Raw genomic sequence first — 22,178 nt, 5'->3', positions numbered from 1 at the left:
AAAAATTCCCCCTTACAAATTTTCCCCTGTTGTTGTCATTACTAATTTTCCATGTTTTACCCCTTTTGTGCTTATTATTTCATCTGCAATTTTTGTAATTTCCTTTGCAGTGCCTTTTACTACCATTACTTCGAGGCAATTATGCTTATCCAAGTGTACGTGCATTGTTGAGATTATGTTTTGATAATGTTTGTGTTGCATATCTGTCAGTTTGTCACTTATTTCTCTCACTTCATGATTAAAAACATATGTAATTGTTCCAATGGTCTCTGCATCTTCTGCTTCCCACTGATTTTCCACTATAAAATCTCTTATTAAATCTCTTATGGCTTCGGACCTGTTGTTGTAGTTTTTTTTCTTTATAAGCTCGTCAAATTGATAAAGAAGTTTTGATTCCATTGAAACTCCAAAACGTATTATTTCTTCCAGACTTATCACTCCCCTAAAATGGTGTCATCTTCTTAAAAATAATAGCACTATTTTATGGCGGAGTCAATTTAAAAATTAATTTTAGTTTAATTTTCAATTAATATTGCTTTAATGTTGAGGTTATAAAATGAACTTGAAAGTTGATTGTGATAACGATTTAATATATAATAAAATAAATAAAGGGGAGTAGCTTGCCACACATTGTGGTTTGACCTGCCGTCAGCACGAGAGATTTTCTCCGGCAGGTCAAAAACTCCATGCGGAGTTTGAGCAAGACCTTTATAGTGTTTACCACTATAAGGGTCTTTTTTGTTTATATTTACAAAAGAAGGGAGTATAGATAATGAACACTTTTATAGAAGGTATATTAAATCTTACACCAGGCCATATTATAATGTTTATCATTGGAGGTATCCTTATATATCTTGCGATAAAAAAGAATACGAGCCAATGTTACTTTTGCCTATAGGGTTTGGCATAATACTAGCCAATATTCCGTTTTCATCTGCTATAGGTGAAAATGGTTTTCTTACAATTCTATACAACGCTGGAATAAGTACAGAACTTTTTCCTATTCTTATTTTTATTGCAGTTGGGGCAATGGTAGATTTTTCACCACTTCTTAAGCAACCGTTAATGATATTTTTTGGCGCAGCAGCGCAGTTAGGAATATTTTTAACTATAATTTTTGCGCATATGCTGGGCTTTAATTTAAAAGAAGCAGCTGCTATAGGCATAATTGGCGCTGCAGATGGCCCTACATCTATTTATGTAGCTAATTTGTTTGCACCAAAGCTTTTGGGTCCTATATCAGTTGCAGCTTATTCGTATATGGCATTAGTTCCAATAATCCAGCCCTTTGTGATAAAAATGCTTACCAGTGAAGAAGAACGAAAAATTAGAATGGATTTGCGCATGAATGAAGTTTCAAAAACAGCTAAAATACTTTTTCCAATAGCAGTGACATTTGTTGCAGGAATTTTAGTACCAACTAGTGTTCCTCTTGTAGGTTCTTTGATGTTTGGCAACCTCATAAGAGAAAGTGGGGTAGTAGAACGGCTTTCAAAAGCTGCACAAAATGAACTTGCCAATCTTGTGACACTTTTACTTGGGATAACAATAGGTTCTACTATGACTGCCGACAAATTTTTGACACCTACAACTCTTTTGATATTTGGAATGGGACTTATAGCATTTATATTTGATACAGCAGGAGGAGTATTGTTTGCAAAGTTTTTAAATTTGTTTTTAAAAAATAAAGTCAATCCAATGGTAGGAGCTGCTGGAATATCAGCTTTTCCAATGTCGTCTCGTGTGATACAGAAAATGGCCCAAAAAGAAGACCCTACAAATTTTATTTTAATGCAGGCTGTAGGAGCAAATGTTGCAGGTCAGTTAGGTTCTATCATAGCAGGAGGTATTGTAATAGCACTTGTAAGTTCTATTATGTAATAGGGATGTGCAAAATTAATTAAAATAATCATAATCAAAAACCAAAATATGTATTACATACAATATATAGTAATCAACACTGACAATCAAACATAAAGGAAGTGGTAAGGGAAAAGAAAAGACAAAAAGAGGAGCTAAAAAAGGGCATAAATATCCTGTAGAAGTCAAATGTTAAAAAATGGCATGAAATAGATTCAATAAAAATTAGGCCGATTGCATCAAAGCAACAAGAGATCTAAACTCATCATATTTGCCCAATTTAATAGCTACAATAGCGACAGTAAGCAAAGTAATATGGCCAAAAGTATTAAGGTTGCTCACAGAATTAATATTTCTAACATAAGCCTTTTCAAAATCCAGAGCTTTAAAGCGGGAATTATATCTTTCTGATTCAATTCTCAATTTGTAGACGGCCTTAAAATATAGGGAGTCTCTATTAATAGAGGACCTATAATCAGAAGATATAATAGCATACTTAGTACAGCCTCTATGCTTTTTGCCATTAAAATATTTAGGATGCTTTATAGGGCAGGCAGAATCATCCTTAGAATTACAGAACTTGCAAACAAATTTTTGCTTAATAAAACCATCAAAATACTGCTTGCCATCTTTAAGCATTTTAATACCCGCTTCACAGACCATATAACCATCATCAGTCAGAGGGGGATTTTTAGAATTACGCTTGTTAAGAGGAATAAAGCAATGACCGTGGAGAATATTTCTAACATAATTATAAAGTTTCTTAACATCATAGCCTTTATCAGCAATAAAATTAACATACTTAAGGTTAAACCACTTATTAGTCTTCTCAAGCAAAGATAAAGCGACTTCAAAATCAGGGGCATCAGCGGGGGTAGTAGTTTCAGCGATGGGTAAACCAGAGATAGCATCAACAATAATGTGATTTTTATAGCCCCAATAAAACTTATAGCGTTTATTAGAAGAATCGTTAGAAGCAGAATAAACGCCTAATTTACAATCCTTATCAGACTTAGGCTGATTATCTTTAGAGAATTTATTTTTAGAAAAAGACTTAGGGTTATTTAACTTAGTGTTAGCTTTAATAGGGGTAGAGTCCATGGAAATAAACTCACCGGAGATAATACCCATATTTTTGAGGATATTGACCTGATTTTGAAAAATAGAGGTCAAATAATCATGAGAGAAGTCATTAATAAAACGGCGAAAAGTCCAATAAGAAGGAAGAGGTTTAGAAATGTCGAAGCCACAAAGATGAGCAATGATAAGATTATTGCGGAGATAATCTAAAAGGTCAGAAATTGTGCCGAATCTTTCAGCTTTCATGACAATAAAAGCTCTAAAAAGTGCATGATGAGAGTAACCCTTACGGCCAGGACTAGAGGAAGGGAATTCAGGTATTGAAGACAGGTCAAGATTTTCAAACATAGAAGAATAGAAATCAATTTTAGACTGAGAGGTAAAGAGTTCAGGTATATTTAAAAGTAATTGAAGCTGGTACATGTAGGATTTCCTCCTTCTTAAAAAATTTTTTATAGTGTATATATAATAATTCGACAAATGGGAGGGGAAATCCTACATAAAAGATAAAAAATTCAAGAGTGATAGGAAAAAAGTATGTCTGTAGAATGGCTTAAATTAAGGCTTCTGAATTTTGCACAAGTCTATTATGTAATTTTAAAGAGGTGAACAAAATGAACTTGTTTAATTTAATTAAAATTGCCACTGTTGGGTTTGGCGTGACTTTTTTGATGTTAGTCATATTTTTTGTGTTGATTAAAGTTTTAGTGAAAATATTTAATGAGTAGATAAGCAATAAAAATTTTGTTCGTGTAAAATTTAAGTAGGGAATGCTGCTGACATTTTGCACAAGAGAAGCGACTTGACAGCCCGGCACTCAACCGAAAATGTTAAAAAAGGAGAATAAGAGAAAGGACCAGCCCGTTCAGTTGAGTGCCGGGAAACTTAGCGAGACCGAAAGACGGAAGCGGGGCCGAAGCCAAGAATGGCGGAGGCGGGACATGAGGCAAGGATGCCACCTGACGTAGGAACCCCGCTGGAGTCTGAGGTCGAGCGTTAGTTTAGCCTGCGATATCACTGGAGCGAACTGTGCAAAATGTCAGCATATTATTCACCTATTAATTTTTTACACACACAAAACTTTTGCTAATTTTTTAATTATATACTCCTTGTGATATAATAAAATTGTAAAGTTGTTACTGCATGGAGGTTTTGGTGATGCCACTTAATGTAGTACTTGTTGAACCTGAAATACCACAAAACACAGGGAATATTGCAAGAACTTGTGTGCTTACAGGCAGCAGGCTTCATCTTGTAAAACCTTTAGGTTTCAGTATAGACGAAAAATACGTAAAAAGAGCTGGCTTAGATTACTGGCCTCTTTTAGACCTTACTGTTTACGATAATCTCGAACAATTTCTTGAACAAAACAAAGGGAAAAAGTTTTATCTTGCTACCACAAAGGCTAAAAAGTATTATCATGAAGTAAAATATGAAGACAATTCTTATATACTTTTTGGGAAAGAAACTGCAGGACTTCCTAAGTGGTTGATTGAAAAATACTACGAAGACTGTATACGGATACCAATGCATGAAGTGATATCTACAAGGTCTCTAAATTTGTCCAACTCTGTAGCTATAGTACTATATGAGGCCTTGAGACAACTGGGTTTTCCTAATATGAAATAAAAAAATTGAGGGATGATTATGAAGAGGAAGATTATCCATGTTGATATGGATGCTTTTTTTGCATCTGTAGAACAACATGATAATCCAGAATATAGAGGAAAACCTGTTATTATAGGCGGCTTGTCGGAACGAGGAGTAGTTTCAACTTGCTCCTATGAGGCAAGAAAGTACGGAATACATTCTGCAATGCCGATGTACATGGCGAGGAAGCTATGTCCACACGGTATTTTTCTTTCTGTAAGGAGAAAAAGATATGAAGAGGTTTCAGCTCAAATTTTTAATATCCTGTACAGTATAACTCCTCTAGTGGAACCTGTTTCTATAGATGAAGCCTATCTTGATGTTACATATATTGACAAAAATCCAGAGATTATTGCCCTGGAAATAAAAAGAAAGTGAAGGAAACGACAGGACTTACTATTTCTGCAGGAGTTTCCTATAATAAATTTCTTGCAAAACTTGCCTCAGATTGGAATAAACCAGATGGGTTTATGGTCATAACAGAAGATATGATTCCCGACATTTTAAAACCACTTCCCGTTTCCAAAGTTTATGGGATAGGAGAAAAATCCGAGCAAAAACTTAAAGCTATGGGAATAAATACAATAGATGACCTCTTGAAACTATCACAGGAAAGTCTTATTGAGATTTTTGGGAAATTGGGTTTAGAGATATATAATAGAATTAGGGGCATTGATGAGAGGCCTGTAGAAACTATGAGAGAGATTAAGTCTATAGGGAAGGAAAAAACACTGGAAAAGGATACAAAGGACAAAAAGCTTTTACTTCATTATGTGAAATTATTTTCCGACATAATATCGGAAGAATTAGTTAGAGAGAGACTTTATGCCAGAACGGTTACTGTTAAGATAAAGACACCAGATTTTGCAGTTCACACCAAAAGCAAGACATTAAATAAATATATACGATTAGGTGAGGACATATACGATGTAGCCTACGAAATTATTGAAAGTCTAAAATTAGACCAATATATAAGGCTTATTGGTCTATCTGTTTCTAACTTGAGTGCAGTAAAATATGAGCAATTGTCCTTTTTGGATAAAAGGGTTATTAAATTTATTAAGGCAGAAAATGTAGTTAGAGAAATAAATAAAAAGATGGGGCAGGAAGTAGTGAAAAAAGCAAGTGAACTTTTAAATGAGGAAACGAAGCAACGGAGGGATTAAATTGGAAGCAAAAGAGAGGCATAAGCGCAATGTTGCTAAAGAAATTATAGAATTGGCTTGGCCTTCTATAACAGAACAAATGCTTATAATGACAGTTGGAATGGTGTCAACTATATTTGTAGGTCGAATAAGTGCCAGTGCAATTGCGGCTGTTGGGATGATTAATTCCCTTATTTTTTCTTTCAAGCAATTTTTTCAGGGCTTGCCACTGGTTCCACAGTAATTGTAGCGAGGCTTATTGGTGAAGAAGACGAAGAAGGGGCTCGCCTTGCAGTTATGCAGTCACTTATTATGAGTATTGCTATTTTTATAGGACTCACTACTTTGGGCTATATTTTTGCAGTACCTATTGTTAAAACCTTCTTTGGAAGTGTATCCACTGATGTTTTTAAATTGGCTTTAATGTACTATAGAATAGTGCTTTTTGGGCTACCTTTTGTGATAATTGATATCATCATAGGCGGGGCTTTAAGAGGTGCAGGGGATACCAAAACCCCAATGTACATAACTGCTACAGTAAATGTGATAAATCTTTTGTTAAATAGCACACTTGTATTTGGAGTGACTTATCACGGTAGATATTTAATACCTCCTTTAGGAGTAAAAGGTTCTGCACTTTCTGCTACAATTTCAAGAATAATAGGAGGTTTTTTGCAATTATATGTTTTATATTTTGGCAAAAGGCGAATTAATCTTGATATAAAAGAAAAGATTCGACTTGACTTTAACATGATGATGAGGATTATACGAGTAGGAATACCAGCTTCTTTAGAGCAGGTAATAATGCAAGGTGGTTTCCTTGTAATGCAAGTTATCGTTTCCACAATGGGGACTATTGCAATTGCTGTATATCAAATAGGTATGAATGCTAATAGTCTTGCTTTTATGCCTATATTTGGATTTTCAATAGCGGCAACCAGTTTAGTGGGACAGAGTCTTGGTGCAAAACATTTTATGTTAGCGGAAATATACGCAAAAGTTTCAAGAAACATTGCTGTTATTGTAATTTCTGTTATAGGTGTTTTTATGTTTATATTTTCAAAGCAGCTTGCAGCGCTTTATACTACTGATCCTATTGTAATAAAAATAGCTTCTGATATTATAAAGATTTTTGCTGTTGTGGAACCTTTGCTTGCTATATTAAATGTCATGGCAGGAGTATTAAGGGCTGCAGGCGATATTCCTTATATTGTTCTCACGGCTTTTATTGGATTATGGCTCTTTAGAGTGACTATTGGATATATTCTTGGTAAAGTGTTTGGTATGGGAGTATATGGAATATGGATTGGTATATGTATCGACTTTGTTGTAAGGTCAGTAATGTATAGCTATAGATTTAAAGCGGGCAGGTGGAAATATATTAAAGTGTAAACTACATAAATTCATCACATATTCTTAATTTTTGTATAACATTTTTCTGCTATTTTAATTATAACATCAATTTTTAGAAGAGGTGGATTTATGAAGAGGAAATATTTATATGTGATTGTTGCAGTATTAATCATTGGAATTGTCACTTTTTACTTTGTAAACAGGGCAAAATCATCACAATCCCAGCAGCTTTCGTATGTTACAGTTACTCGCGGTAATATTTCTATGAAAGTCACTGGGACAGGAAACTTAAGTGGTGATGTAAGAGCAATTACGCTAAAAGGCAGTGGAACAGTAAAGAAAGTGCATTTTAAGGTAGGAGACACTGTAAAGAAAGGAGACCTATTATACGAAATTGAAGATGACGATTTAAACAATCAGCTGGAACAAGCAAAAATAAACCTTAACTTAGCTGAGCAGCAACTAAATCAAGACACACAGAACTACAATAGTAGCATTGCAAATTTAAACATAACTTCTCCTTCTGGCGGAATTATAGACAGTATACTTGTAAAAGAAGGACAGAATGTCACACCTGGGACACCTGTTGCAACCATTGCAGATTACTCCCATGTTACTGTAAAAGTTCCTTTCAATGGTGTTCAAATAAAGAATATAAAAGTTGGGCAAAAGGCGGATATTTTTTTATACGACTCATTTACAACTGTAACAGGTACTGTTGAATACGTTTCAGAGCAGCCGGTTCCTAATAATACAGTGCAATACTACTATGTAACAGTAGGGCTTGACAATCCGGGGGCATTAAGCGATGGAATGAGGGTACAAGTATCAATACACACAGATAACGGAATAGAAACAGCATTAGAAGATGGCACGTTAACTGCCAAAAACACAGTCAATGTCACAGCGCAAACATCAGGTACGGTAGATAAAATATATATTTCTCAAGGGCAAAGTGTAAAGAAAGGACAGCTTTTAATAAAACTTTCATCAGACAACATAAGCAATCTGCAGATGCAGATAGAAAATGACAAATTAAAAGTTATGGAAGCACAAAACAACTACAATCAGATTTTACAGCAAATCAGCGACTTAAAAATTTATTCTCCTATAGATGGGAAGATCATTAGCCAGAACATAAACGAAGGAGATATATTAGGTACTTCTGTAGCGAGCACTAACATAAGCAATACAAATAGCCAATCACAGCAATCGAGTTTTGTGCCCGTTTTAGATATAACGCAATTATCTACTTATGAGAGTCAACCAGAAACTGCGGTAATAGCAAACAACAACAAATACATCATTAACCTTTCAGTGGACGAAACAGACATAAAGCACATAAAAGTAGGGCAACAAGCACAAATTACAACAGATGACTTACCAGACAAAACATTTACAGGTACTGTTTCAGAAGTGTCACAACTTCCAACAATACAAAATGGAGTTTCTTCTTACAACGTAATTATTGAAGTCGATCCAAGCGAAGGATTAATGTTAGGCATGTCAATGAATGTTTCAATAATTGTTGCAGAAAAACAAAATGCTTTAATACTTCCAATACAAGCCGTTCAGACAAACGGAAATAGAAAATACGTAATACTCTATACAGACGATTTAAAAAATCAAAATATCAATAGCACTAACAATAGCACTAATAACGGGAACTTTTTCAGGAACAACATAAGATTTGTGGAAACAGGTATTTACAACGACAACTTTATAGAAATTGTGAGCGGTTTACAGGAGGGAGACAAAGTATTAATTCCAACACTTAATTCCTCAACAAACGCAAATAACCGCAATCCAAGTGCTTTTGGTATAATGGGTGGCTTTAGGCCAGAAGGCAATTTCAACAGGAATATGACTAATCAAGGTGGTAGTTACCAAGGCAGAAGCTTTAATGGGACAGGGCAAAATAACACTTCCACAGGGAGGTAAATGATGGATAACATTTTAATAAAAATAAGGAATTTAACAAAGATTTACAAAATGGGAGAAAATGAAGTAAGAGCGTTAGATGGTATAAACCTTGACATTGAAAAAGGAGAATTTGTATCAATTGTCGGTCAATCAGGTTCAGGTAAAACTACTTTAATGAATATAATAGGGTGCTTAGATGTAAAAACTTCTGGAGAATACTTTTTAAATGGCATAGACACAAGCAAACTTTCTGACAATCAATTAGCAGATTTAAGATGTAGCGAAATAGGGTTTGTTTTTCAAAATTTCAATTTGCTTCAAAAAATGACGGCTTTAGAAAACGTGGAATTGCCTATGATATACAAAGGTGTACCTACGAAAGAAAGGCGGCAAAGAGCAGAGATGCTTTTAGAGATGGTAGGACTTAAGGAAAGGATGCACCATAGACCTAATGAATTATCAGGAGGTCAGCAGCAAAGAGTAGCAATAGCAAGGGCGCTAGCAAACAATCCCCATCTCATATTGGCAGATGAGCCGACGGGAAACTTAGACTCAAAAAGTGGTAGTGAGATAATGAAAATAATAAAAGAGTTAAACGAGAGAGGGAATACAGTAGTACTCATAACTCATGACCCTAATATAGCTGCACAAGCCAAAAGAATAGTAAGAATAAAAGATGGGCGTATTTTAGAAAACGAGGTGGTAACACCGTGAGATATGTAGAAGCTTTGAAAATAGCTATACGCAGTATTTTAAGCAATAAAATGAGGTCTTTTCTCACCATGTTGGGGATTATAATAGGTGTCACAGCTGTTATAGCCTTAGTAAGTATAGGCCAGGGCTCTACAAGAAGTGTTACTTCTCAGATACAGAGTATGGGTTCAAACCTCATAATGGTAAACGTAATGGGGAGAGGGGGAGAAAGCTCTTTAACTTATGACCAAGCCATTGTTTTAAAAGACTCAAACTTTATAGCTGCTATCTCTCCGGTCATATCTACCAGTGTAACGGCTATGTACGGAAATAATTCAGTGGACAACACAACGGTAAATGGAGTAAATGGAGATTATCAATCAATACGCGATATACAAGTAGCAGCTGGCAGATTCATTTTGCCAATGGATGATGAAGGAAGGAACAGGGTAGCAGTTCTTGGCAGCAATGTAGCGAGAGAGCTTTTTGGCTTTACTGATCCTATTGGCAAGACTATAAAATTAAATGGCCAAAACTTCACGGTAGTAGGTATTTTGTCACAAAAAGGTTCTTCAATTGCAGGTTCTGATGATGATTCAATATTTATACCCCTTAAAACAATGTTCTACTTTGCGAAAAATAGAGACATAAGACAAATATATATAGAAGCTACAAGCCCAGATACCGTTGAACTCGCTAAAAACGAAATAAACAGCAAACTGCTAACTATATTTAAAGGCGATACAAATGCCTTTAGAATAATTGATCAATCACAAATTTTATCTACAGTAAATAGTGTTACTGCTACATTGAGCTTGCTCCTTGGAGGAATTGCAGGAATATCCCTTTTAGTCGGTGGAATAGGCATAATGAACATAATGCTTGTATCTGTTACTGAAAGGACGAGAGAGATAGGGATAAGAAAAGCATTAGGAGCCAAAAAGAAAGATGTATTACTTCAGTTTATAATTGAATCATTAACTTTAAGCGGATTAGGAGGAATAGTGGGAATTATAGTAGGATACGTATTGTCGATGGTACTAGGCTCAGCTATGAATATAAATGCTAAGCCTTCTCTCTCTACAGTATTAATATCCTTTTCCTTCTCAGTAATTGTAGGATTGTTCTTTGGCGTATATCCTGCAAATAAAGCTGCCAATTTAAATCCAATTGAAGCTCTAAGGTACGAGTAAAATACAAAAAAGGACAAATTTCTTAGTTTTACTTAAGAGTTTGTCCTTTTTAATATTGCTTTTTTGTCGATAAAAGTTTACAATGTAGTTAATGATAAAATCGGGAGGAGAGAGTAATTGAAGTGGACTGAATCTTTATCAGTTGGAAATGAACTCATTGACAGCCAACATAAAGAGTTAATAAAAAAAGTAAATGATGTTTTGGAGGCTTGCAACCAGAAAAAAGGTAAAGAAAAGATTGAAGAAGTGATGAAATTTTTAAAAGACTACACAGTTAAACATTTTAACGATGAAGAAGCCCTCATGAAAAAATACCAATATCCTTCCTATGAAGAACATAAAAAAATACATGAGGATTTTGTTAAAAAAGTGGACGAGTTAGACAAAAAAATAAAGAAAGAAGGCATAAACTTATCAATCATAATGCTTGTCAATAAAACGCTGGTGGATTGGCTTATAAATCACATAAGCAAAGTAGATAAAAAGGTGGGCGAACATATAAGAAAAGCAAAGGGGGATTTTTAAAATGAAATGGACAGAGTCTTTGTCTGTAGGAAATGATTATATTGATGAGCAGCACAAAGAGTGGATAAGGAGAATTAATGACCTTTTAGAGTCATACAATCAAAAAAGAGGCAAGGAAAAAGTTGAGGAAGCAATGGAATTTGTAAAAAAGTATACTGTAACACATTTTAGCGCCGAACAAGAGCTGATGAAAAAGTATAAATATCCTGAGTATGAAATACATAAACAAATTCATGACAATTTTATTAAAGAAGTTAATGAACTGGATGAAAAAATAAAAAAGAAGGTCCTACGCTCACTAATTTGATGACTGTTAATAGGACTTTAGTAGATTGGGTGCTAAATCATATAAGCAAAGTAGATAAAAAATTAGGAGAGTACATAAAAAGCCAAATGTAATTGAGCCTGTAAATGCAGGCTGTTTTTTTATCATAGATTATATGATAAAATATTTTTAAATCAAGTTTGAGGGGGTTTTATTGTGAGGCTTGTGAGAATAGATAAAGCGTTGAATGAATATGGAATAATTGAAGGGGATAAAGTTATTGCATTTGGAAGTGAAGGCTTTTATTCTTACAACTTGGAGGAAGTAAAGCTTTTGCCTCCTTGCCTGCCTACAAAAGCTATATGTGTAGGGTTAAATTATAGGGATCATATAGAGGAAATGGGGGACAAAGAGCCGGAGGAACCGACATTATTCATAAAACCTTCAACAGCAGTTATTGGCCCTGATGATTTTATAGTTATTCCTAAGATGTCAGAGAGGGTTGACTATGAGGGGGAATTGGCTGTTGTAATAGGCAAAAGAGCGAAAAATGTGTCTGAAAAAGATGCGTTAGATTATGTCCTTGGCTATACGATAGCTAACGATGTAACTGCGCGGGATTTGCAGGCAAAAGATGGTCAATGGACAAGAGCGAAGTCTTTTGATACCTTTTTGCCCATAGGCCCTTGGATTGTGACAGACTTAGACCCATCTTCTTTGGACATAATTACATATGTAAATGATAAAGTAAAGCAAAAAAGTAACACCAGACATCTCATATTTGGCGTTCCAAAACTTGTGAGTTTTATATCTCACATAATGACGCTAAACCCTGGCGATGTCATATTGACGGGAACACCCTCTGGCGTTGGCCCTTTAAAACCTGGAGACGTTGTAACTATTGAAATAGAGGGAATAGGTAAATTAACAAATAGAGTAAAATAAAATCAGACTACAAAATGAATGATAAAATATATAACTAAACCAATTAAAGATAGAGGAATTCCTACCAAAGCCCATTCACGGCTTTTTATATTCAGCTTTCCTGCTGATATGATATTAGGTATGTTTCCTGGAATCAACATGCCGCCACTTATTAGAAGCCCCATCAATATTGCTTGGATTTGTTCTGTTGTCATAGCAGGGCTTATTTCGGCTGCTGCCAGTGTTGCGTTGTCAAGAACTGCTGAGGTCATGTTTATCCAGTATAAAAGTCGGCTATCAAGATGAATTATATAATTATCAATAATAGGTTTGAATCCTGCACCTAAAAGTTCCAATGCCAGAATAAAAACAAAATTTTAAATGCTTGAATAAAGATAAATTGAAATCTTTCAATTTTTTTAATTTCTTCTGCTTCTTCCACATAATTTTCTTCCATAATGAGACTACTTTTCTCTAATTTATTAATATAAAGTAAACCCAAAAAGCCCAAAGCCAATACAGCTGGTATGATGTAAATGCCTAAGGTAGTAAAAAGGTAAAGGAAGCTTTCATTTAATTTTGAGGTTACTATTGTGGCTAAGGGCTCGCCAATTGGTGTTAGTGCAGCACCCATGCCTATTGAAAGAGAGGCAATGACAGTAATCACCACTTTGTCTTTGTGTTTTAAGGGCAACAAGTGAATTATTTCTACTAATATTATTGAGGCTATTATGGCTGTAATTATACTGGCTGTCAAGCCAAGGATAATAATTACTAAAAATACAAATATTTTAAGCGGAATATGAGTTACTACTGTTCCTATAAATTTTTTAAATTTATCTTTAAATATCTCAAATAAAAGTCCTGATAAAAATACGGCTGCTGTTATTAAATACAAAAGATGATTTTTAAATATGTGAGCTATCAGGTCATAAGAAAATACTCCTGATACAAATGCTGCAGCAACTCCCATTGCAAAAAGAAAATATTCGATGTTGTGTTCTATATGCCTATTTACAAGAGGCAAAATTAGGATCATTAATAATATTACTAAGAGTGCAACAATGACCACAATCCATCCTCCTTTTACATTATTATTTGTATTATTTTGTAAAATAAAAGGTGGAAAAACTCACCTTTAAGATGAGCTTCCCACCCAAGAAGCCGAAAGTTCTTGAACAAGTCATAAGACTTGCCAACCGTAAAAACTTTATTTACTTTATTAAAATTATAACATACAGGTATTTATATAAGCAACAGAGATGAAGATATAAATTAATGGAGTACAGTGATTAAAAATATTCCGTATAATACTCCTCCAAACATCAACACAAAAGGATTAACTGACTTTCTAATATTTATCCACATTAAATTTAAAATAGCTGAAGTTAAAGCTAACATGGCACTTAAAAAAGCTATTCCTGTGATGTTCCATGGCGTAAACAGTATACCAATAGTAACTGGTATGGAAGACTGAAACACCATCGCCCCCGTTATATTTCCAAGTGCAAGAGTATCCTTTTTTTGTCCTACCCACACAATAGAATTGAGCTTTTCAGGCAGTTCTGTTGCAATAGGCGTTATGACAATTGAGAGTATTAAAGGTGAAATTCCCATCATGTGAGACAAATCTTTTACATATCCTACAAACAAGTGAGCGCCAAAAATTATTCCTAAAAGAGATAGAATTAATTGACTGGTTATCCAGAGTAAATTAGTTTTTACTCCTAAAAACTTTGAAAAGTATAGAGTTCCTATATTTTCATCCAATTGCTGTTCATCTGAAAAAGTACGTTTTACATAAAAAGCGTATGCTAAAAGTACCAATATAACTGCAGATATTCTAATTTCGTTAACTTGATTAAAGATAGAAGCGAAAATTGCTATTGCGTATACTAAGATAAAATATGTCAAATCTCTTTGAAACACTTTTTTATTTGCATTCATTTTCAACGTTCTTTTTCCAAAAAGGGAATAAATTATGATGGCAGCACCTGTTATCAAAAATCCTAAGGTAGAAAGCATAAAGGGAGCTCCTAAAATAGCACCTGTGGCTATTTGACTTGCCTCTCTTCCTCCATAAAAAAGTATAGCGATAATTGGTATAATTGTTTCAGGAAGTGCGGTGCCTACAGCAGCTAAAATACTTCCCACTACTCCCTGACTTAAGTTTAACTTTTTTCCAAACCATTCTACTGAGTTTGTAAATAAGATACAGGAAAGAAGTATAAAGGCGAGACTAAAAAGCAACATCACTATATCTTGTGTCAACTTCTACAACTCCTTTGTGGGTAGTGTTTTAGGTCATTTACAGTAATGTATTGTACCACAAAACGAGAAAATAATTCAATAGTTTGAGTCTCTTCACCAAACATCAATAATGTGGTAACATTTATATTAGATGTCCTTTCGCTTAAAGGAGTGGACGATATGAGCATAAGATTTATATATGGAAGAGCAGGTACAGGCAAGACTGCCTTTTGCCTTAATGATATAAAGAGAAAATTGAATGATGGAAAATCCCACCCTCTTATACTACTTGTCCCCGAACAATTTACCTTTGAGGCAGAAAAATATCTTTTAAATACAATTGAAAAAGATGAAAAGATAAGGGCACAAGTTTTGAGTTTTAAGACTTTGGCAAATAGGGTATTTACAGAAGTTGGAGGCCTTACCCGTCAGCACATGAAATCCTGCGGGAGGTCAATGCTTATTTATAAAATAATAGAAGACATACAAAAAGACCTTAAGGTTTATTCTAAAGCCTCCAGGCAGCAGGGTTTTATCAAAAAAGTTTCAGAAGTTATAACAGAGCTTAAAAGATTTGAAGTGACTCCTGAAAAGTTATTAGAGATAACTGAAACAATAGATAATTTAGGATTAAGAGAAAAACTAAAAGACATAAGTTTAATATATTCTAAATTTGAAGAGAGCTTACACCAAAATTATATAGACCAAGAGGATGAGTTGACTCTTTTGGCAGAGAAAATCGAATATTCTTCTCAATTTGAAGGAGCGGAATTTTGGATAGACGGCTTTACGGGTTTTACGCCAAAGCAGTACAGGGTAATAGAAAAGCTTTTAAAAAAAGCATCAAGAGTAAATATTACTCTCTGTATGGACACTTCTAATATCTCTGCTGAAATTGATACTACAGACCTTTTTTACACCACTAAAAAGACAGAAAGCAAACTTTTAGAGATTTGTCAAAGAAATAATATATCCTATGAAAAACCAGTAAATTTGAATATAGGGATTCCACAGAGATTTAAAGAAAGTGAAGAACTAAGTTTTATAGAAAAACATCTCTTTTCCTACCCTTACAAAGTATATCTAAAAGAAACAGAGGATATAAGCATATTTAAGGCTGTCAATGTCTATAGCGAAGTTGAAGAGACTGCAAGAGATATCATAAGATTAGTGAGAGATGAGGGGTTTAGGTATTCTGACATTGTGGTAGCTACTCGCGATTTAAATAGATATCATAAACTCATAAAAGCTATATTTTCTCAATATGGAATTCCCTATTTTATAGACCTAAAGATAGAAATAAAAACAACCCCATCATCGTTTTTATAACCTCTCTTTTTGACATTCATTTAAAAAGATGGTCTTATGAGTCTGTTTTTAGATACCTAAAGACAGGTTTTGCAGATTTAGAAAAAGAGGACATAAACCTTATTGAGAATTATGTTTTAGCTAACGGTATAAAGGGAGATAAATGGAAAGAGGAAGTTTGGAATTACAGGTTAAATTACAGATTTGATAGACTTTCAATAGAGGAAGATGAAAAAGAGATAATAGAGAGAGTGAATGAGATAAAAGGAAAAATCGCAACTCCCTTACAGGATTTTTATAAAAAATTTTCTAAATCAAAGAATATTAAAGAAGCTTGTGGCACTTTGTATGACTTTTTAGTTGAAATGAAATTGCCTCAAAAGATTGAAAAATTAATTGAAAAATTCAAAGAAGAGAAGGAATTTGACACGGCAAATCAATACGCACAGGTTTGGGATATTGTTGTAGATGTTTTAGACCAAATGGTAGAAGTGATGGGGGAGGAAAAAGTTACAGCAGAGCAGTTTGCGAAGATACTCAGCATAGGATTTGATGAATATCAAATTGGAAGTATTCCTCCTACTCTTGATGAAGTTTTGGTTACCAGTGTTGATAGGATGAAAAGTCACAATGCAAAAGCCCTTTACATAATCGGCGTAAATGATGGTATATTTCCTGCTTCTCTTTTTGAGGAAGGAATTTTGACAGATGGGGATAGGGAAATTTTAGCTTCCCACAATGTGGAGTTAGACAGAGATACAAAGACTAAAATATTTGAAGAGCAATTTTTAGTCTACACTGCTCTGACTTCCACAAGTAAATTTTTAAAGATAAGCTATCCCATTGCTGACCATGAAGGGAAAAGCTTAAGACCTTCTATAATAATTTCCCGCTTGAAAAAGATTTTTCCTAAAATAAAGCAGTTTAGCAACGTGGTAGAGATGGATACAGCAGAGGAAAATTTAAATCGCGTATCAACACCTTCACCTACTTTTAATGAAATGGTAAGTGCAGTTAAAAAATGGGATATTACAAATAAAATGCATCCTCTGTGGTTGGATGTGTATAAATGGTATGCTAAAAGTGAATCATGGAAGCCGAAATTGACAAGGGCTTTAGAAGGACTTTATTACACTAATCAGGTTGAAAAAGTACCTGCCCACAAGGTAAAAAAGTTGTATGGGGATGAAATGTATTTTAGCGTATCCAGACTTGAAAAATACGCAGCTTGTCCTTTTGCTTATTTTGTCCAATACGGGCTTAAAGCGAAAGAAAGGAAAATATTTAGTTTCGAGCCTCCTGATTTAGGGACCTTTATGCACAATGTCCTTGACAGATTTTCAAAGGCATTGGAGGAAGAAGGACTTACTTGGCAGGATATTGACAGAGAGTGGTGCGATGAGGCTGTGGCTATTATTGTGGATGACATGATACAAAAAATACCAGGATATATTTTAAACAGCAGTCCCAGATACAAATATCTTGCTGAAAGGTTAAAAAGAGTGCTTTCTAATGCGGTATGGGTGGTATCTGAGCATATAAAGAGAAGTTCTTTTGTGCCTTTAGACCATGAGGTTGCTTTTGGCGATAACCAAAAGTATCCTCCTATAAAGATTGTGCTGTCAAACGGTGAGGAGATAAATCTCATAGGGAGGATAGACAGGGTTGATATATTTGAAAAAGAGGATGAAGCCTATATAAGGATAATAGATTACAAGTCTGGCAACAAAACTTTAGACCTTTCAGATGTGTTTTATGGTTTAGAACTTCAGCTTTTGATATATTTAGATGCTATATTAGAAAGTGCAATAAACGGAAACACAAATTTAAATCCGGCTGGCATATTCTACTTAAAAATAGATGACCCGATTATAAAGGCAGATAAAGATATATCAGATGAAGAGTTGCAAATGCAAATTTTTAAAAAGTTGAGATTGGAAGGGCTTGTTTTAAATGATGCTCAAATCATAAAAGAGATGGACAAATCAATTGAAGGTACTTCTTATATAATTCCAGCAACAATCAATAAAGACGGGAGTGTAGGCAAAAACACCAAAGGAGCCACAAAAGAGCAGTTTGAATTGTTGAGAAGGCACGTCAAAAAGACCATACAACGTCTCAGCGAACAGATGTTAGAGGGAAACATTTCAATTTCTCCATATAAAAAAGATAAAGAAACTCCTTGTAAATATTGCCCTTACTCTTCTGTCTGCCAATTTGAAACGAATTTTAAAGGGAATGAGTACAGGGTTATAAAGAGTAAAGATGTTGAGGAGATATGGAGTATATTGGAACAGGAAGTGAAGTCAGATGGAAACCAAATGGACTTATGAACAACAGCTGGCTATAAATACAAGGGGCAGTAATCTCTTGGTGGCAGCAGGTGCAGGCTCTGGCAAAACGGCTGTCTTAGTTGAAAGAATCATAAAACTTGTCACGGATGACAAAAATCCTGTAGATATTGATAAACTTTTAGTTGTTACTTTTACAAATGCTGCCGCTTCTGAGATGAGAGAAAGGATAGCAGAAGCGTTGATTTCTAAGTTAGACCAAAATCCGGAAGACAGGCGGCTTAGCAATCAGCTAACATTACTTAACAAAGCTACAATCACCACAATTCACTCCTTCTGCTTGGAAGTAGTGAGAAATAACTTTTTTCTCATAGATTTAGACCCGAACTTTAGAATAGGGGATGATACAGAAACTTTACTTTTAAAATTAGAGGCGGCAGAGGAGCTTTTTGAGGAATTATATCAAAAAGAGGATAATGAAGATTTTTTGACATTGGTTGAAAGTTATGGAGGCACAAGGGACGATAAACCCCTTGTAGATATTCTTTTAAAATTGTACGATTTTGTAAAATCACTTCCCTGGCCTGAAAAATGGCTAAGAGATGTGTTATTAAGCTTTGAAGTTAAAGAGGATTTTCATTTTGAGAATTCACAATGGGCGGCAGTAATATTAGACAGTTTAAAAGTAGAAATGTCAGGGCTTTTAAATGGAATGTATGTGGCAATTGATAAACTTCATGGTGAAAATGGTTTACAAAGTTATCTTGATAATTTTGAAATAGAGGCGGAAAGCTTGGAAAAACTTCTAGATTGTGAAAATTGGGAGGAATTTAGAAAACAGATAAATGCCATAGAGTTTGATAGACTTCCCAGAGCAGGTAAAGATGCAGACCCTAAAGTAAAAGATGAAGTGACAAAAATAAGAAATGAGGTTAAAGCTAAAATTAAGGAGATAAGAAATAAGTTTTTTTCAGATGACATAGAAAAGATTGAAAAAGAAATTAAAGCTTTGTACCCTATCATGAAGGCTTTAGTGGATTTGATTTTACTTTTTGATAAAAAATATACTGATAAAAAAAGGGAAAAAGGCATTATAGACTTTAATGACATTGAACATTTTGCACTGCAAATTTTGACACAAGTCGATGAAAACGGGAATGTGAAGCCTTCAGAGGCAGCTTTGATGTATAGAGAAAAATTCCAAGAAATTTTTGTGGATGAATATCAAGATTCTAATTTAATACAGGAAGTTATACTAAGCACTATAGCCCGAGAAGACACACCTAACAGGTTTATGGTAGGAGATGTAAAACAGAGCATATACAGGTTTAGGCAGGCAAATCCTTATATATTTTTTGAAAAGTACAATACTTATTCTTCAAAAGAGGAAGATAAAAATAAAAAGATACTGCTTTATAAAAATTTCAGAAGCAGACCCCAAATCATAGATGCGGTAAATTTCATTTTCAAAAAAATAATGTCTAAGAATGTAGGGGAGATAGATTATACAGAGGAAGAGAAGTTAAATTGTGGAGCAGATTTTGGAACACCTCCTCTTGATGCCATTGTAGGTGGACCTGTGGAAATACATTTGATAGAGAAAAATGATGAAACTCCTGAAGAGGAAGAATTAGAGGTTTATGGGGAAGAAGAGGAAGAGATTATTGACAACATACAAGTAGAAGCAAGGGTGGTAGCTCAAAGGATAAAGGAATTAGTTACACAAAATGAGAAAAATACCTTTATGGTTTATGATAAAAACCTCAAAAATTATAGGCCTGTTGAGTATAGGGATATAGTAATACTTTTGAGGGCTACAGAAAGATGGGCACCTGTATTTTTAGAAGAATTTATAAATGTCGGTATTCCTGCTTTTGCGGACACAGGAACGGGATACTTTGAAACAACGGAGATAAAGACTATAATATCCCTCCTTCAGGTGATAGACAACCCAATGCAAGATATTCCGTTGTTGGCAGTTTTGAGGTCTCCTATTTTTTCCTTTATCCCAGAAGAATTAATTGACATAAGGTTAGAAGAGCCTAATAGAGCTATATATGAAGCACTTAAAAAGGTATCACAAAGGGAGGATGAATTAGGGCAAAAAGCTAAAAGTTTCTTAGAATCATTGAAAAAGTGGCAAGAGAAAGCCATTTATATGCCGGTGGATGAGTTTTTGTGGTATTTATATCAAGACACTGGTTATTATGCCTATGTGGGGGCAATGCCTCAAGGAGTGCAGAGGCAGGCAAACTTGAGGATTTTGTTTGAAAGGGCAAAGCAGTACGAGGAAACAAGTTTTAAAGGGCTGTTTAACTTTATCAATTTTATAAACCGCCTCAAAGTCAGCAGTGGCGATATGGGAAGTGCTAAAATAGTAGGAGAAAATGAAAATGTGGTCAGGATAATGAGTATACACAAAAGTAAAGGTCTTGAATTTCCAGTAGTTATAGTGGCAGGGTTAGGTAAACAGTTTAATTTAAAGGATTTAAGTCAAAGCGTATTGTACCATCATTTATTAGGATTAGGCCCTGAGTTTGTGGACTTCAAAAGAAGAATTTCTTATCCCAGCATTGTGAAAGAGGCAATAAAAAACAAAATAAAGTTAGAAAGCCTTTCTGAAGAGATGAGAGTTTTGTACGTTGCTTTGACAAGGGCAAAAGAAAAGTTAATATTAGTTGGAAGTGTTAAAGACATAAAGGAAAAAGTGAAAAAATGGTGCAATATTGCTATGTTGGAGAGTAAGGTGCCTGAGTATGAAATTTTAAAAGGTAAAAGTTATATAGATTGGATAGGTCCTGCTGTTATAAAGCATGCGGATTTAAAACCTTTAAGGGATTTTGCACAGGTACAATATGTGGCTGTGGAAGAGGATAGCTCACAGTGGCAGGTAAGGATTTGGAATAAAAAAGATGTGATTTTTGATAAAAAACAGGTTGAGGAAGAGACAAACTTATTGCAAAGGCTTGAAAACTTAGATTTAGATAGCCCTAGCAGTGAATTTTATGATGAAGTGACAAGGCGTTTAAATTATGTATATCTTTATGAAAAAGCCTGCCATTTGCCTGCGAAACTTTCTGTTACAGAAATTAAAAGAATTTTAAACGAAGAAGTAATAGATGAGGACACTACTTCAATATTTGAAAAAACAGTCCTTAAAATCCCTGCCTTTTTAGAAAAGAAAAAAGGACTTACTGCAGCCGAAAAAGGTATAGCTATGCACCTTGTCATGCAAAAATTAGATTTAAATGGGGATTTGAGTGTAGAAGGCATAAAGAAGCAAATTAAGAATATGGTGGATAGAGAGATTTTGACAGAAGCACAGTCTAAAGAGATAGACATAAGAAGAATTGAAGAATTTTTTAGAGCTTCTCTTGGAAGGAGAATGTTAAGTTCTCAAAATGTAAAAAGGGAAGTGCCTTTCCATATAAAAATTAAAAGTACAGAAGTTTACAAAGATTTGCCTGAAGAATACGAAAATGAATTTATAGCTGTGCAAGGCATTATTGACTGCTTTTTTGAAGAAGAGGGAGAAATAATCCTTATTGATTACAAGACGGATTATGTGACAGAGGAAATGATGGAGGAAATAAAAGAAAAATATAAAGTGCAGATAGATCTTTATGCAAAGGCTTTAGAAAAGATTACTGGCAAAAGAGTCAAAGAAAAATATATTTACCTCTTCTTTAATGGAATGATTCTGGAATATTAAGGGTGA

General features: G+C 34.4%; 12 protein-coding genes, 5 pseudogenes and 1 other annotated feature. Of the genes and pseudogenes, 13 read left to right on the top strand and 4 right to left on the bottom strand.

Going from position 1 to position 22,178, the window contains the following annotated elements:
- Positions 1–12: 12 nt before the first annotated feature.
- Positions 13–438 (bottom strand): nickel-responsive transcriptional regulator NikR, encoded by a 426-nt coding sequence (nikR, locus tag THESIDRAFT1_RS01640; RefSeq protein WP_004400304.1) that lies wholly within the window; start codon positions 436–438, stop codon positions 13–15.
- Positions 439–772: 334 nt separating this feature from the next.
- Here nikR and THESIDRAFT1_RS01635 point away from each other — a divergent pair.
- Positions 773–1,881 (top strand): annotated as a pseudogene (locus THESIDRAFT1_RS01635) (sodium ion-translocating decarboxylase subunit beta).
- Positions 1,882–2,085: 204 nt separating this feature from the next.
- On the opposite strand, the gene THESIDRAFT1_RS01630 reads toward THESIDRAFT1_RS01635, so the two are convergent.
- Positions 2,086–3,363, bottom strand: coding sequence for a transposase (locus THESIDRAFT1_RS01630; protein ID WP_006569313.1), 1,278 nt, complete (start codon positions 3,361–3,363; stop codon positions 2,086–2,088).
- 191 nt (positions 3,364–3,554) lie between these two features.
- On the opposite strand from THESIDRAFT1_RS01630, the gene THESIDRAFT1_RS14505 reads away from it, so the two are divergent.
- The 10 genes and pseudogenes from THESIDRAFT1_RS14505 to THESIDRAFT1_RS01585 all read left to right on the top strand — a co-directional run bounded on the left by THESIDRAFT1_RS14505 (position 3,555) and on the right by THESIDRAFT1_RS01585 (position 12,632).
- Positions 3,555–3,668, top strand: a complete 114-nt coding sequence (locus THESIDRAFT1_RS14505; RefSeq protein WP_003869070.1) for an OadG-related small transporter subunit — start codon at positions 3,555–3,557, stop codon at positions 3,666–3,668.
- Positions 3,669–4,098: 430 nt separating this feature from the next.
- Positions 4,099–4,569 carry a tRNA (uridine(34)/cytosine(34)/5-carboxymethylaminomethyluridine(34)-2'-O)-methyltransferase TrmL gene (gene trmL, locus THESIDRAFT1_RS01625; RefSeq protein ID WP_003869071.1) on the top strand — a complete coding sequence of 157 codons (471 nt, stop codon included), beginning with the start codon at positions 4,099–4,101 and terminating at the stop codon, positions 4,567–4,569.
- 18 nt (positions 4,570–4,587) lie between these two features.
- Positions 4,588–5,756, top strand: a pseudogene (locus THESIDRAFT1_RS01620) (DNA polymerase IV).
- Position 5,757: 1 nt separating this feature from the next.
- Positions 5,758–7,127: pseudogene (locus THESIDRAFT1_RS01615) on the top strand (MATE family efflux transporter).
- Between the two features lie 90 nt (positions 7,128–7,217).
- Positions 7,218–9,029 (top strand): efflux RND transporter periplasmic adaptor subunit, encoded by a 1,812-nt coding sequence (locus THESIDRAFT1_RS01610; RefSeq protein WP_006569311.1) that lies wholly within the window; start codon positions 7,218–7,220, stop codon positions 9,027–9,029.
- Positions 9,030–9,032: 3 nt separating this feature from the next.
- Entirely contained in the window at positions 9,033–9,725 is a 693-nt protein-coding gene (locus THESIDRAFT1_RS01605; protein WP_003869075.1) for an ABC transporter ATP-binding protein, read from the top strand.
- On the top strand, positions 9,722–10,897 hold the full coding sequence (locus tag THESIDRAFT1_RS01600) for an ABC transporter permease (RefSeq protein WP_006569310.1): 1,176 nt from the start codon (positions 9,722–9,724) through the stop codon (positions 10,895–10,897). The genes THESIDRAFT1_RS01605 and THESIDRAFT1_RS01600 overlap by 4 nt, the downstream gene beginning before the upstream one ends.
- Before the next feature lie 117 nt (positions 10,898–11,014).
- Entirely contained in the window at positions 11,015–11,422 is a 408-nt protein-coding gene (locus THESIDRAFT1_RS01595; RefSeq protein ID WP_006569309.1) for a bacteriohemerythrin, read from the top strand.
- Between the two features lies 1 nt (position 11,423).
- Positions 11,424–11,729 (top strand): bacteriohemerythrin, encoded by a 306-nt coding sequence (locus THESIDRAFT1_RS01590; protein WP_425274148.1) that lies wholly within the window; start codon positions 11,424–11,426, stop codon positions 11,727–11,729.
- Positions 11,730–11,903: 174 nt separating this feature from the next.
- Positions 11,904–12,632 (top strand): fumarylacetoacetate hydrolase family protein, encoded by a 729-nt coding sequence (locus THESIDRAFT1_RS01585; protein WP_006569307.1) that lies wholly within the window; start codon positions 11,904–11,906, stop codon positions 12,630–12,632.
- Positions 12,633–12,634: 2 nt separating this feature from the next.
- On the opposite strand, the pseudogene THESIDRAFT1_RS01580 reads toward THESIDRAFT1_RS01585, so the two are convergent.
- Together THESIDRAFT1_RS01580 and THESIDRAFT1_RS01575 are read right to left on the bottom strand one after the other, a co-directional pair.
- A pseudogene (locus tag THESIDRAFT1_RS01580) lies at positions 12,635–13,683 on the bottom strand (DUF1646 family protein).
- A gap of 74 nt (positions 13,684–13,757) precedes the next feature.
- Positions 13,758–13,812 (bottom strand) — a sequence feature (sodium ion sensor (DUF1646 type); this cis-regulatory element may regulate processes involved in with the transportation of sodium ions).
- A gap of 74 nt (positions 13,813–13,886) precedes the next feature.
- Positions 13,887–14,882 (bottom strand): sodium:calcium antiporter, encoded by a 996-nt coding sequence (locus THESIDRAFT1_RS01575; protein ID WP_006569305.1) that lies wholly within the window; start codon positions 14,880–14,882, stop codon positions 13,887–13,889.
- Positions 14,883–15,041: 159 nt separating this feature from the next.
- Between THESIDRAFT1_RS01575 and addB the strand changes: the two are divergent.
- Both addB and addA read left to right on the top strand, forming a co-directional pair.
- Positions 15,042–18,502: pseudogene (gene addB / locus THESIDRAFT1_RS01570) on the top strand (helicase-exonuclease AddAB subunit AddB).
- Positions 18,480–22,172 (top strand): helicase-exonuclease AddAB subunit AddA, encoded by a 3,693-nt coding sequence (gene addA / locus THESIDRAFT1_RS01565; RefSeq protein WP_006569303.1) that lies wholly within the window; start codon positions 18,480–18,482, stop codon positions 22,170–22,172. Before addB ends, addA begins: the two are co-directional and overlap by 23 nt.
- Positions 22,173–22,178 lie beyond the last annotated feature (6 nt).

The sequence above is a fragment of the Thermoanaerobacter siderophilus SR4 genome (genome assembly GCF_000262445.1).
Lineage (GTDB): Bacteria > Bacillota > Thermoanaerobacteria > Thermoanaerobacterales > Thermoanaerobacteraceae > Thermoanaerobacter > Thermoanaerobacter ethanolicus.
The sequence above is the reverse complement of the archived record's forward strand: the minus strand, read 5'-3'. Positions and strand labels throughout refer to the sequence as shown.